Origin of the sequence: Herbidospora daliensis, assembly GCF_001570585.1 — a bacterium.
Lineage (GTDB): Bacteria > Actinomycetota > Actinomycetes > Streptosporangiales > Streptosporangiaceae > Herbidospora > Herbidospora daliensis.
On sequence record NZ_BBXF01000006.1, the window covers coordinates 428,395 to 441,568 of the forward strand.

General features: G+C 71.6%; 10 protein-coding genes. 6 read left to right on the top strand and 4 right to left on the bottom strand.

Going from position 1 to position 13,174, the window contains the following annotated elements:
- Positions 1-24: 24 nt before the first annotated feature.
- The 4 genes from AW274_RS30235 (at position 25) to AW274_RS30250 (ending at position 3,075) form a co-directional block, all read left to right on the top strand.
- The gene (locus tag AW274_RS30235; RefSeq protein ID WP_062439520.1) at positions 25-756 is read left to right on the top strand and encodes a hypothetical protein; all 732 of its coding nucleotides are present in this window, start codon (positions 25-27) and stop codon (positions 754-756) included.
- Positions 757-787: 31 nt separating this feature from the next.
- Positions 788-967, top strand: coding sequence for a CsbD family protein (locus AW274_RS30240; protein ID WP_062439187.1), 180 nt, complete (start codon positions 788-790; stop codon positions 965-967).
- An 11-nt stretch (positions 968-978) separates the two neighbouring features.
- Positions 979-1,599, top strand: coding sequence for a hypothetical protein (locus AW274_RS30245; protein WP_062439190.1), 621 nt, complete (start codon positions 979-981; stop codon positions 1,597-1,599).
- Positions 1,600-1,695: 96 nt separating this feature from the next.
- Complete coding sequence (locus AW274_RS30250) at positions 1,696-3,075, top strand: FAD-binding oxidoreductase (RefSeq protein WP_062439193.1); 1,380 nt, start codon at positions 1,696-1,698, stop codon at positions 3,073-3,075.
- Here the strand turns inward: AW274_RS30250 and AW274_RS30255 are convergent.
- The 4 genes from AW274_RS30255 to AW274_RS30270 form a co-directional block, all read right to left on the bottom strand.
- On the bottom strand, positions 3,032-4,621 hold the full coding sequence (locus tag AW274_RS30255) for a nickel/cobalt transporter (protein WP_232320496.1): 1,590 nt from the start codon (positions 4,619-4,621) through the stop codon (positions 3,032-3,034). The two genes, AW274_RS30250 and AW274_RS30255, sit on opposite strands and share 44 nt — an antisense overlap.
- A 5-nt stretch (positions 4,622-4,626) precedes the next feature.
- The gene (locus tag AW274_RS30260; RefSeq protein ID WP_062439198.1) at positions 4,627-5,853 is read right to left on the bottom strand and encodes a tetratricopeptide repeat protein; all 1,227 of its coding nucleotides are present in this window, start codon (positions 5,851-5,853) and stop codon (positions 4,627-4,629) included.
- A 36-nt stretch (positions 5,854-5,889) separates the two neighbouring features.
- Positions 5,890-7,281: a DUF4331 domain-containing protein gene (locus AW274_RS30265; protein WP_083975028.1), complete on the bottom strand. Its 1,392-nt coding sequence runs from the start codon at positions 7,279-7,281 to the stop codon at positions 5,890-5,892.
- A gap of 148 nt (positions 7,282-7,429) precedes the next feature.
- Positions 7,430-9,313 (bottom strand): cellulase family glycosylhydrolase, encoded by a 1,884-nt coding sequence (locus AW274_RS30270; protein ID WP_062439200.1) that lies wholly within the window; start codon positions 9,311-9,313, stop codon positions 7,430-7,432.
- Positions 9,314-9,589: 276 nt separating this feature from the next.
- Here AW274_RS30270 and AW274_RS30275 point away from each other — a divergent pair, with 276 nt between their 5' ends.
- Positions 9,590-11,308, top strand: coding sequence for an ABC transporter ATP-binding protein (locus AW274_RS30275; protein ID WP_232320499.1), 1,719 nt, complete (start codon positions 9,590-9,592; stop codon positions 11,306-11,308).
- Between the two features lie 216 nt (positions 11,309-11,524).
- Entirely contained in the window at positions 11,525-13,171 is a 1,647-nt protein-coding gene (gene hutU, locus AW274_RS30280) for a urocanate hydratase (protein WP_062439203.1), read from the top strand.
- The last annotated feature ends 3 nt before the right edge of the window (positions 13,172-13,174 follow it).

Here is a 13,174-nt window from a genome sequence, read left to right on the forward strand (position 1 = left end):
AGAGTCGGCCCGGGGGGCGTGCCGATGGGTGAGGTTTTCCAGCGGGCCGTGGTCGACACCCACCGGCTGCCGCTGTTCTGCTTCTTCGTGGCGTTGATCGTGACGTTCGTGTTCACGCGCATCAACGTGCGGCTGATCCGGGCCGAGGTCCGGTGGTGGTTCAAGAACGTCAGCGTGGGCGAGACGCACGTCCACCACGTCGTGTTCGGTGTGATCCTGATGATGGCCAGCGGCGTGACCGCGCTGCTGCTGTGGCCCGCCTCAGAAGGCTGGCTGGCCGTCACGGCGGCGGTGTTCGGGGTGGGCTCCGGGCTCGTCCTCGACGAGTTCGCGCTGCTGCTGCACCTGCGCGACGTCTACTGGGCCGAAGAGGGCCGCACCTCGGTCGACGCCGTCTTCGTCGCGGTCGCCGTCACCGGCCTGCTGCTCCTGGGGGCGCGGCCGCTGGGGTGGGACGACGTCACCGGCGACTTCTGGCTGGCCGTCCTGCTGCTGGCCGTCAACCTCGTCTTCGCCGTCGTCACCCTGCTCAAGGGGAAGATCTGGTCGGGCCTGCTCGGGGTCTTCGTGCCGGTCTTCGGGTACGTCGGCGCGCTGCGCCTGGCCCGCCCGGGATCGCCGTGGGCCCGCTGGTTCTACGAGACCCGGCCGGTGAAGCTCGCCAAGGCGCTGCACCGGGAGGAACGCTGGCGGCGGCCGGTCATCAAGGCGAAGATCGCCGTCCAGGAGTTCGTGTCGGGGCGCCACATGGGTTAGCCGGCCGCCTTGCCGGGCAGTCCGCAACGCCATGGGACTCTACGCGAAACTCCGTGAGATGAAGGCGCGGGCCAAGCAGCAGATCGGCCGGCGTACGGGCAACCGCACGATGGTGGCCGCGGGCCGCACCGAACAGGCGGAGGCCAAACTGCTCCGCACCCAGGACCGCATCCGGACCGTCGCCAACGAGATCCGCCGCAGGTACCGGTGATACTTGGGCGGGTGACCTTCCTGGGCGTCTTTCCCGACCGCATCCTGGCCGCCATCCGCCCCGCGCGCCTCGACCTGGCCCTCATCGGAGGGCCGGCGCTCCGCCTCCACGGCATGCGCGCGGCGCACACGGCCGAGTTGCGGCTGGCCACCACCGTCAAGCTCGTCGAACCGGCCTGGCACGCGACCGAGTCGCTGCACCGGGCCGGTTTCGACGTCGCCGTCGAGGAGGTCTCGGCCCGCGCGACCCGGCTGACCGTGCACGACCCCGTCACCGAGCAGACCTTCGCCGTCGACCTGCTGCGCGAAGACCTGGCCGACCCCGCCGAGGAGGTCGACGGCACCCCGGTGGTCGCCCTGCTCGACGCCGCCGGGCTGGCCATGCGCGACCTGCACGAACGCGGCACCGCCGACGACGTGCTGAACGTGGCCTCGGTGCGGGCGCTCTACTCGTACCGGGAACTGGAGACCCTGGGCCGCGCCCACCTCGACGACTTCGCGGCCGAGGAGCTCGCCGACCGCCTCGACGCGGCCGAGATGATGCCGCTGCCGCGCGAGATCCGCGCCTGGGCGCTGGCCTGGGCCGAGGACATCCGCCTGCGCCGCCCCGAGGAGGGCGACACCGACTGGTGAGTGGCAAGGTGCACTGTCCGTAATTCGCCGCAGATGGAGCCATAACCGGATTTCTATGGTCTGAGCCGATCACCTTCCCTAAGGAGTTGGCTCCACATGGACTTCACCGGCGAACTGCACGGACGCCTGGTGCTCCCGCGCGACCCCGACTGGCACACCGCCCGCATGGCCTGGCAACTCGCCGTCGACCAGCAGCCCCGCGCCGTCGTCTTCGCCGCCTCGCCCCAGGACGTCTCCGCGACCGTCCTGGCCGCCCGTCAGCTGGGCCTGCGGGTGGCCCCGCAGGGCACCGGCCACAACGCGGCCCCGCTGGGCCGGCTGAACCGCACCATCCTGCTGCGCACCGACCGCCTCGTCGAGATCTCCGTCAACCCGCTGACCAGGATCGCCCGCGTCGGCGCCGGCGTGCGCTGGGTCGAACTCACCGACGCCGCCTCCAAGTTCGGCCTGATGGCCCTGGCCGGCAGCGCCGCCGACGTCGGCGTGGTCGGCTACACGCTCGGCGGCGGCGTGTCGTGGTTCGCCCGCTCCCACGGCCTGGCTTCCAACCAGGTCGTCGCCGCCGACGTGGTCTTGGCCGACGGCACCCTGGTCAGGGTCGACGCCGACCACCATCCCGACCTGTTCTGGGCGCTGCGCGGCGGCGGCGGGATCGCCGGCATCGTCACCGCCCTGGAGTTCCGCCTCTTCCCGAAGACCGAGGTCCAGGCGGGCATGCTGGCCTGGCCCATCGAACAGGCCGCGACGGTGCTCTCGGCCTGGCGGCGCTGGGTCGACGACGTGCCCGACCAGGTCACCTCGGTGGCCCGCATGCTCCGCCTGCCACCCCTGCCCGACCTGCCCGAACCCCTGCGCGGCCGCTCGCTGGTCGCGATCGAGGCGGTCTGCGACCTGCCCGCCCCGCAGACCGACACCCTGCTCCTCCCCCTGCGGGTGCTCGCCCCCGAACTCGACACCTTCGGTACGACCGCCGTCGGCGACCTGCACCTCCTGCACATGGACCCGCCCTACCCGGTGCCCGCCGCCGGCGACGGAATGCTCCTGTCGGGCCTGCCCTCGGGCGCACTGGCCGCCTTCCTCGGCATGACCGGCGCCGGCCGCGACCTGCCGCTGCTGTCGGTCGAACTCCGCCACCTGGGCGGCGCGCTGCGACCCGGGGCGGTCCGCGGCGGCGCCGTCGACGGCCTCGACGCCGAGTTCGCGCTGTTCGGCGCCGGGATCACGCCCGACGCGGCCGGCGTGGTGGCCGCGCACGCGGCCTTGGACGAACTCCGCATGGCGATGTCACCGTGGGAGGCGGCGACGGGCTACCGCAACTTCGTGGAGCGCTCACGGGACGACTTCGACACACCGGAGGTGGCGGCCCGGCTGCGAGCGGTCAAAGCGGCCTACGACCCCGACGACCTGATCCACGCCAACCACCCCGTGCGGGTCAGCCGAGCGACCGAAGAGCCAGGCCGAGGCCCAGGACGATGACGACCAGGGCGGTGCCGATCGGGGCCAGCCGGGTCGCCGTCGTGGTGAGGCGGCCCAGCCTCAGCAGGGATTCGGCCCGGTCGGCGAGCCTGACCAGGAGGAGGCCGGTGGCCGTGAGGGTGGCGGCCATGCCGGCGCCGTAGGCGAGCACCAGCGCGACACCGAACCAGGTCCGGCCCAGGGCGACGGCTCCGAGGAGCACGACCAGGGCCGAGGGGCTGGGAACCAGGCCGCCCGCGATGCCCATGCCGATCAGGCCGGCACGTGACGGTTTGGGGGCGGGGGTGGTCTCGACGCGGTCGAGAACGGCAACCGCATGTCCCGAAATTTCGGCATTCGCGCGAGCGGGGTGGCCATGGTGGTGGCCGGGCTCATCGTCATGGTCGTGGTGGAGGCCGTGGTCGTGGTCATGAGTGTGCTCAAGGACGCGGCTCTGCCCGCGGCTGGTCTCGTGGTCATGCGCGTGCCCAGGCCCGTGGTTGTGGGTGTGCTCATGGAGGTGGCCCTGCCGGGGGCTGTTTTTGTGGTCATGCCCGTGGCCGTGCCCATGCCCGTGGCCGTGGCCGTGGCCGTGTCCATGGCCGTGGTCTGGGGAGTCGCCTCTTATGGCGGTTTGCAAAAGGCGGAGGCCTATTGCTGTGACCAGTAAGCCGCTGGCCACGCCCAGCCATGTCAGCACCCGGTCGCCCGACAACGACGACACCGCCGTCAGGGTCAGACCCACGACCAGGACCCCCGCCGTGTGCGTCGCCGTCACCGTGAAGCCGACGACCAGGGCGTCGCGGGGGCGGCCGCGGCGGCCGGCCAGGTAGGCGGCCATGATGGTCTTCCCGTGGCCGGGGATGAGGGCGTGTCCGGCTCCCAAGATCAGGGCGAGGGCCACGCCCAGCACCCCTACGCCGACCGTCAGGTCGCGCGCTCCGACCAGGTCGGTGAAGGTGCGGTCGAGGCCGTCGAGCCAGGTGCCGATGGGGCCGGGGACGGTGGTGGCCGACGGGAGGGGGAGCACGCCCGACGGGTTCACCGTCAGCGTCACGGTGCGCCGGTCGAGCGGGGAGGCGAGCAGGTCGTCGGGGTAGGCGCGCAGCTCGTCGCTGACGCTCGCGGCCGGCACGTCGGGGGGTGACACCCGTACTTCGCGGGAGGTCACGGTGATCTCGCGCCAGCCGATCCGGTCGGCGGCGTGGTCGTCGGTGAAGACGACGGTCCCGGCGGGGGGCGTGTCGGCGCGGAGTTCGCACTCCAGGCGGGTGGTCTTCAGGCCGCCCTGGCCGTCGGGGTGGGTCAGGTCGGTGCCCACCACTCGCCACGTCGTGCGGCGGCCGTCGACTTCCAGGGTCTGGGCGGCGGCGACGGCCTCGCAGGTCGGGCGGTCGCCTTGCAGGGTGGGGAGTTCGGCCACGTCGACGACGGCCGTGTTCTCCATGTGGTCGGCGTACAGGCGCAGGCCGTTGTAGTGGTTCACGGTGAAGTTGCCCAGCGGGTGGGCCACGGCCGCCGGGGCGAGGGCGACGAAGGCCGCCAGGCCGGCGAGGACGGCGGGCACGAGCTTCATGATGACCTCTGCAGGGCCGGGAGGGCGGGGGTGAACCGGGGGTTGTAGTCGCGGACCAGCGACGCCGAGGCGGTCGTGCGGCCCAGGGTCTTCTCGATCTCGGCGCGGTGGTGCATGACCAGGGCGTTGCGCCAGCCGGTCGCGGTGGCCTCCTCGGCGTAGTGCAGCGCCTCTTCCGATCGGCCCGCGCGGTGCAGGGCCCAGGCGAGGGCGTCGGCGGCCACCACGTTGGGGTTGCGGGCGTATTCGGCCTGGGCGTGGGTCACGGCCTCGGCGGGGTCGCCGTGGTCGGCTTCGAACTCGGCCCAGGTGAGGTCGTCGCGCACGCCGTTGAGGCGCATCAGGTCGCGTTGGGCCGTCAGGGTCGTCCAGCCGGGGTCGCGGCCCAGGGCCTTCAGCACCTCCCCCTGCTCGACCAGGGTCTGGGTGAGCGGGAGGCGGGCGGTGACGGCGGCGTACAGGGAAGCGGCCTTTTCGAGGTCGCCCGTCAGGGCGGTGACCCGGGCCAGGCCCGCGTGGGCGGGGTCGAACGTGGGGTCGGCGGTCAGCGCCTTCGCGTAGTGGGCGCGGGCCTGGTCGTACAGGCCGCGGCGGAGGGCGAGTTCGCCGAGGTAGTGCTCGCAGAAGGCGACGTCGGCGGGCTGGTAGGCGTCGCGGCGGGCGTATTCGAGCATCTGCTGCGCGGTCTTCAGGTCGCCGCGCAGTTCGGCGTCGTAGGAGGCGCGGGTGAAGGACGACACCCCGGGCGCCAGGGCGATCATGTCGTCGATCGCCTCGGTGGCCTCGGGGTAGCGGCCCAGCTGGTGGTAGGAGTCGGCGAGCACCCCGTAGGCCGGAGCGCCGTAGGGGTTGACCGCGATGGCCTGCCGCGCGGTGGCGGCGGCCCGGCTGAACTCGTGGCGGCCGGCCTCCAGGGCGGCCCGGCCGGTCAGGCCGGCCGGGTTGCCGGGGCGGACCCGCAGCGACGTGGCCACGGCCTGTTCGGCCTTGCCGTACCAGCTAGGGTCACCGGTCAGCCGGGCCCTGTCGACGTAGACCGAGCCGAGCGCGGCCCAGCCGGCGTAGTCGCCGGGCAGCCGGCGCAGCCGTTCTTGCAGCGGGTCGGACGCGACCGCGACCACCTCGGCGGAGGGACGCGGGGAGAGCATGGCGGCGGCCGTGATGGCGATGGTCGCGGCCAGGATCCCGGCCAGCGCCACGCCGCCGCGCTTGGTGAAGCGCATGGCAGGGCTCCAGAGGAAGAGAAGGAGGACGCGGGATCAGGACCCGGAGAAGGTCCGGTTCACGGCCACGTTGCTCGGGCCGGGGATGTACGGGAACGTCGACAGCGCGGGCTGGTCGTTGGCGTCGACCTTGTCGCCGGCCGCCAGCGCGGGCACCAGCTGACCGGTCTGCGCCGCGCCGGCCATGGCCTGGATCGCGATGTCGACCACGTCGTCGCCCAGCCGCCGCCCGTTCGGGAAGCCCTGGAGGTCGCCGCCGAGCACGCCGAGACGGTTCGGGTTGGCCGTCACCGGCACGGCCATGTTCAGCCGCAGCATCTCGGCCGGGCGCAGCTTGCCGGCGTCCTTGTTGAGCGTCTGCGAGTTGAGGTCGGCGTCGATGGGGCCGTTGCCCTTCGCGATGCCGGTCAGGAAGATCTCGACCAGGTCGTTGCGCGGGGTCTTGGGCGCCTTCAGGCCGTAGATGCCCTCCAGCAGCTTGGGCAGCTCGGGCTCGGTGACCCGCTTGACCACCTCGGGGATCGAGGCGTCCTTGTCGGGGCTGATCGAGTTGAAGGCGTCCTTCAGGCCCGCGGGCACGACGACCTCGTTGACCAGCGGCTGGCCGAGGCGCGACACCTGCACGTAGCCCTTCGGCGACCACTTGTCGGTGGTGGCCCAGATCCCGACGACCGGGTTGCGCCCGACGTTGCCGCGCAGCGCGATCTCCTTCTTCGGGACCTGGAGCGCGAGCGTGTGCACGTTGTAGCCGCGGGTGGTGTCCTGGCCGACCTCCGACAGGTCGCCGCCGTAGAGCAGGTCGAAGACGCGCAGGTCGAGGAAGAACGCCTCGTCCGACTGGCCGGCGAACTGCTTGCCGCCGCCCCTGATCGAGTCGACGGCCTGGTTGCGGAGCACGGAGTAGTCGGGCATCGAGGCGCGGCCCACGTTGCTGGGGGCGACCGTCCCGGTGCCGACGACCGTCGCGCCGCGGTGGGTGATCTTCCTGAGGGTGTACGTCTGCTTGAACAGCAGGTTGGGGTCGTTCAGCGACGTGACGGGCCCGTTGTTGAACAGGAACGTGGAGTTCCCGCGCTTGTCGACGTTCTTGAACGTCCACTGGTAGACGACGTCGGGCTTGGCGTCGCCGTTGTTGTCGATCTTGATATTGTAGCGCGAGTTGACGTCGAAGAAGTAGAAGTTCGGTCCGCCGTTGGGCTCCTCGAACGGGATCCAGTTGGCCAGCAGCGTGACCGTGTCCTGGTTGTCGGGGCTGGTGAAGGCGTACACGTCGGTGTTGTCGTTGCGCGGGTCGCCCGCGATCAGCGGGGCCTCGCGGTGGGAGGAGGCGCTCGGGGCCTCCGGCCGGAGAATGACGAAGGACGCGGCGGCGAGGGCGCCCGCCACACCCACGGCGACCATCGATCGCGGGGTGATCCGGAGCTCCATGACGATGAAGTCCTCTCGGGACGTTGGGACGGTTTCCAGAGGGTCCGGCCGGAGTCCTCGCCCGCCTATTCGCCCCATCGCCGCGATCGGATTGGTGCCGATTCCGAAAAAAGACGGCCCCCTCCGCCGGAGGGGGCCGTCTCGGGGACTACGCGCAGGTGTACGACGTCACCGTCGCCGTGTTCCCGTTGGGCCGCGACACCTGGAACCCGAACGACGTGCTCGCGCCGGAGCCGAGCGCGCCGTTGTAGCCCATGTTCGTCGCGGTCACCGTCTGCCCGGAGACGGTGACGTTCGCGTTCCACGAGCCCGACAGGGTGTGCCCGGAGGGCAGCGTGAACGTGACCGTCCACGACGTGCGCGCCGTGGTCCCGTTGGTCACGGTCACCGGCTGGACGACGTAGCCGTTGCCCCACTGGCTCTGCACGGTCCCGGTGGCGGTGCAGCCGCCCGACGTGCCGCCGGTGGTGGTGAACGTGACCGACGACGAGTTCGCCGACAGGTTCCCTGCGCCGTCGCGGGCCCGGACGTAAACCGTGTAAGCGGTGTTGGCCGAGAGCCCGGTCAGGGTCGCCGAGTTGGTCGTCGTGGTGGCCAGCTGGGTGCCGTTGGAGCGGTAGACGTTGTACCCGGCCAGGCCCGACCCGCCGGAGTCGGTGGAGGCCGTCCAGGTGAGCGAGGCGCCCGAGGCGGTGACTCCGGACACGGTCGGGGTGCCCGGGGTGGTCGGGGCGGTGGTGTCCGACGGCGCGGCGCTCGTGGTGAACGTGACCGACGACGAGTTGCCCGACAGGTTCCCGGCCCCGTCACGGGCCCGGACATAAACCGTGTAAGCGGTCGACGGCGTCAGCCCGGTGAGCGCCAGGGAGTTGGTCGTGGAGGTGCCGAGCTGGGTGCCGTTGGAGCGGTAGACGTTGTACCCGGCGAGGCCGGAGCCGCCCGAGTCGGTGGAGGCCGTCCACGACAACGACGCGCCGGTCGAGGTGATCGACGAGGCGGCCGGGGTGCCCGGCGTGGTCGGCGGGGTGGTGTCGGTCGGCTGGCCGCCGCCGCACATCGTGCACTCCACGGCCGTGGACGCGATGCCGTTCGCCCCGTTGAACAGGCGGGTTCCCCAGGAGGTGAGCTGGTTGGGATTGAAGTTCGTCACCTGGTCGAGGTACTCGACGCCGCCGCCGTTGCCCGACCACGACCAGCCCAGGTAGCCGAGGCCGCGCGCCTGCGCCTCGGCCATGATCGTGTCCTCGTCGGGGTTGCCGTCGGAGTGGTTGAACCCGAACTCGCCGATGACCAGGGGCAACCCGGCGGTCTGGAAGGCGTTCAGGTAGGAGGTGATCTCGGCGGCGGTGTCGAAGACGCCGTACATGTGCACCGAGAAGACCGTGTTGCGCTGCGGGTCGGCGGCGGCGACGGTCGCCGCGTTGTCGCGCATGGTGAACGACCAGTCCTGGCCCCAGTTGGGGGCGTCCACCATGAGCAGGTGCTGGAAGCCGGCCGTCCGCATGCGCTGGATGGCGGCCGAGGTGGCCTGGGTCCAGCCCGGGGTCACCGCGTTGTTGCCGATCGGCTCGTTGCCGATGTTGATGATGACGTTGTTCTCCTCGCCGGTCAGCACGCTCTGGAGGGAGATCCAGTAGTCGACCGCCGTGTCGAGGCTGACCGAGCCGCTCTGCTCGCCGAAGCCGGTCGTGTCGTGGTTCTCCAGGATGCAGATCAGCTTGCTGGCCTTGCACAGGGAGATCACGTTGGCGACGTCGGAGGCGCCGTTGGCGGGCCAGCGCCCGCCGCTGAGCACGATGCGGACCGCGTTGGCCCCCTTGGCCTTGATGTTCGCGATCGAGCTCGTCTGCGAGGTGTACCAGGTGTGCGCGTGGCTGGTGCCGCGGATGACGAAGACGCTGCCGTTGGCCTCCACGATGTTGCGGCCGCTGACCCGCAGGCCGACGGCGGCCTGGGCGGGGGTCGCGGCGACCAGAAGTGACGCGATCAGGGTGAGGACGGCCGCGCATGCCAGCGCGCATTGTCGTCTCATGTTGTGGACCTTTCCATGAACCGGTTAAGGAGCGTGCACCCCAGAGTCGGGGGAGGCGTGCGAGGTGTACAGGAATCCGTCTCCGGGAGGAGCCGAAGCCCAAGGTGACCGGCCAGGATGGATGAAAGCTTCAAGCGAGACGCGGACGGCCGAAGGCCGGCCGTGGCTCGCGCCATGAATCAGTCTCAGACAGGCGTCAAATTTGGTTGACACTTCCGCGAGCGTCAACCTACATTGACGTTGTCAACTTACATTGACGTCCCAAGGGGGCAAACCGTGACGTCGTCCTGGCAGATGCTCGGAGATCTCGTCAAACCACACCGGCGCACGCTCGTGTTCGCCGGTCTTCTCACGCTCGCCGGTTCGGCCGGCGGGCTCGCCATGCCGCTGTTCGTGCGGTCGGTGATCGACCGGTTCGGGGCCGGGGAGAGCGTCCTCGGGCCCGTGTTACTGCTCTCGGCGGTCGTGCTCGTCGGCGCGTCGATCTCGGCGCTCGGGCAGTTCGTGCTGGAGCGCATGGGCGAGGGCATCGTGTTGTCGGCGCGGGTGCGGCTCGTCGACCGGGTGCTGCGGCTGCGGGTGCCCGAGGTCGACCGGCTCAAGCCCGGCGACCTGCTGTCGCGCGTCACCTCCGACACGACGCTGCTGCGTACCGTCACCACCGACGGCCTGGTCGGCGCGGTCGGCTCGGCCGTGCTGTTCGTCGGCGCGGCCGTGCTGATGGGGGTCATGGACTGGGTGCTGCTGGTGGTCACCCTCGGGGTGGTGGCCGGGGTCGCGGGTCTGGGGTCGCTGCTGCTCCCGCGCATCCGCCGGGCCTCCCTCCTCGCCCAGGAGGCGCTGGGCGACATGGGCTCGGCGCTCGACCGGGCTCTCCAGGCCTTCCGTACGGTCAAGGCCTCCGGCGCCGAGGCCCGCGAGATCGCCGTCATCGAGGCCGCCGCGACCAAGGCCCGCGACCGGGGCGTGCGCTCCTCGGCCTACCAGTCGATCGCCGGCACCACCGCGTGGCTCTCGGTGCAGCTCGCCTTCCTGGTCGTGCTGGCCGTCGGCGGCGCCCGGGTGGCCGCCGGGTCGATGTCCATCGCCACCCTGATCGCGTTCCTGCTCTACCTGTTCTTCCTGGTCGCGCCGCTCGGCCAGCTGGTGCAGGCGGCCACCCAGCTGCAGAACGGCCTGGCCGCGCTGGTCCGCATCAGGGAGATCGACGCGCTGCCGGTCGAACCGGCCGCGACCCAGGGGCAGACCACCGGCGTCCCGGTCGGGGTGGTCTTCGACGACGTCGTCTTCCGGTACGGCGACGACCGCCCGGTCGTCCACCACGGAGTGAGCTTCGAGGTTCCCGCCGGCCGCCTGTCGGCGCTGGTCGGCCCGTCGGGCGCGGGCAAGTCGACCGTGTTCGCGCTGCTGGAGCGGTTCTACGAGCCCGGCTCCGGCCGCATCTCGGTCGGCGGGACCGACATCGCCGACTGGCACCTGCCCGACCTGCGGGCCGCCGTCGGCTACGTCGAACAGGACGCCCCCGTGCTCGACGGCACCCTGCGGGAGAACCTCACCTTCGCCGCCCCCGGCGTGACCGAGGAGGAGATCCGGCGCGCGCTGGCCCGCACCCGCCTCGACGACCTGGTTGACCGGTTGCCCGAGGGCCTGGAGACCGAGGTCGGCCACCGCGGCGTCCTGCTGTCGGGCGGCGAACGCCAGCGCGTCGCCATCGCCCGCGCCCTGCTCCGCCGCCCCCGTCTGCTGCTGCTCGACGAGGCCACCTCGCAGCTCGACGCCGTCAACGAGCTGCGGCTGCGCGAGGTCATCGCCGAAGTGGCCCGCGAGACGACCGTGCTGGTCATCGCCCACCGCCTGTCGACGGTCACCGGCGCCGACCGCATCATCGTCATGGAGGCCGGCCGGGTGCGCGCCAGCGGCACCCACGACGAGCTGATCGCCGAAGACGACCTCTACCGGGAACTGGCGGCAACCCAGTTCCTGGTCAACTCGTAGCCGGAGCTTTCCCCTGCGGGGGAGGTGACGCGAGCGGATCGGGGGCACCCCGCAAGGAGCGGAGCCTCTCCTTCGCCACAGAGCCGGACCCGGGTCAAACGCGTACGTGCGGTCGCGTCCGGGAGGGGGTGCCCCGGGACGCCGGGGTGCCCCTCCGACTCTCGCCGCCGTATCCTGCGTGAGACGACGTGAATAGTCTCATTCAGGAGAGTGCCCATGCCGACCGTGCGGAGCCCCCGCGGCACGACCTTGACCGCTAAGGGCTGGCCCCAGGAGGCCGCGCTCCGGATGATCCAGAACAACCTCGACCCCGAGGTGGCCGAACACCCCGAACAGCTCGTCGTCTACGGCGGCTCGGGCAAGGCGGCCCGTGACTGGCCCTCGTTCCAGGCGATCACCCGGACCCTCACCACCCTCGACGCCGACGAGACCCTGCTCGTGCAGTCGGGCCGCCCGGTCGGCGTCATGCGCACCCACGAGTGGGCGCCGCGTGTCCTCATCGCCAACTCCAACCTGGTGCCCGACTGGGCCAACTGGGAGGAGTTCCGCCGCCTGGAGGCCGCCGGGCTCACCATGTACGGCCAGATGACCGCCGGTTCCTGGATCTACATCGGCACCCAGGGCATCCTCCAGGGCACCTACGAGACCTTCGCCGCCGTCGCCGCCAAACGTTTCGGCGGCACGCTGGCCGGGACCGTCACGCTGACCGCCGGGCTCGGCGGCATGGGCGGCGCGCAGCCGCTGGCCGTCACGATGAACGGCGGCGTGGCCATCTGCGTCGACTGCGACCCCCGCTCGATCGAACGCCGCATCGAGCACCGCTACCTCGACGTCCGGGCCGACTCCCTGGCCGACGCGCTGCGGCTGGCGTACGAGGCCCGCGACCAGCGAAGGCCGCTGAGCATCGGGGTCGAGGCCAACGCGGCCGACGCGCTGCCCGAACTGCTGGCCATGGGCGCCGAGATCGACGTCGTCACCGACCAGACCTCCGCCCACGACCCGCTCATGTACCTGCCGCGCGGCGTCGCCTTCGCCGACATGGCCGCCGAGCGGGAGAAGGACCCGGCGGGCTTCACCGTCAGGGCCCGCGAGTCGATGGCCCGCCACGTCGAGGCCATGGTCGGCTTCCTCGACGGCGGGGCCGAGGTGTTCGACTACGGCAACTCGATCCGCGGCGAGGCCCAGCTGGCCGGGTACGCCCGCGCGTTCGCCTTCCCGGGCTTCGTGCCGGCGTACATCCGGCCGCTGTTCTGCGAGGGCAAGGGCCCGTTCCGGTGGGCGGCGCTCAGCGGCGACCCGCGCGACATCGCGGCCACCGACAAGGCGATCCTCGACCTGTTCCCCGACAACGAGCCGCTGGCCCGGTGGATCCGGCTGGCCGGGGAGAAGGTGCACTTCCAGGGCCTGCCGGCGCGCATCTGCTGGCTCGGCTACGGCGAGCGCGACAAGGCCGGCGAGCGCTTCAACCAGATGGTCGCCGACGGCGTGCTCCAGGCCCCCGTCGTCATCGGCCGCGACCACCTCGACTGCGGCAGCGTCGCCTCGCCCTACCGCGAGACCGAGGGCATGCTCGACGGCTCCGACGCCATCGCCGACTGGCCGCTGCTGAACGCGATGGTGAACGTCGCCTCCGGCGCGTCGTGGGTGTCGATCCACCACGGCGGCGGCGTCGGCATCGGCCGCTCCATCCACGCCGGGCAGGTCACCGTCGCCGACGGCACCCCGCTGGCGGCCGAGAAGCTGAACCGGGTGCTCACCAACGACCCCGGCATGGGCGTGATCCGCCACGTCGACGCCGGCTACACCGAGGCGGCCGAGGTGGCGGCCGATACGGGGGTCCGGGTGCCGATGCGGGAGGATTGACCC

Bases quoted from the DNA above. Each gene is read 5' to 3' on its own strand.
- AW274_RS30270 (WP_062439200.1), bottom strand. From the start codon at position 9,313: ATGAGACGACAATGCGCGCTGGCATGCGCGGCCGTCCTCACCCTGATC.
- AW274_RS30240 (WP_062439187.1), top strand. From the start codon at position 788: ATGGGACTCTACGCGAAACTCCGTGAGATGAAGGCGCGGGCCAAGCAG.
- AW274_RS30235 (WP_062439520.1), top strand. From the start codon at position 25: ATGGGTGAGGTTTTCCAGCGGGCCGTGGTCGACACCCACCGGCTGCCG.
- AW274_RS30250 (WP_062439193.1), top strand. From the start codon at position 1,696: ATGGACTTCACCGGCGAACTGCACGGACGCCTGGTGCTCCCGCGCGAC.
- hutU (WP_062439203.1), top strand. From the start codon at position 11,525: ATGCCGACCGTGCGGAGCCCCCGCGGCACGACCTTGACCGCTAAGGGC.
- AW274_RS30265 (WP_083975028.1), bottom strand. From the start codon at position 7,281: ATGGAGCTCCGGATCACCCCGCGATCGATGGTCGCCGTGGGTGTGGCG.
- AW274_RS30260 (WP_062439198.1), bottom strand. From the start codon at position 5,853: ATGCGCTTCACCAAGCGCGGCGGCGTGGCGCTGGCCGGGATCCTGGCC.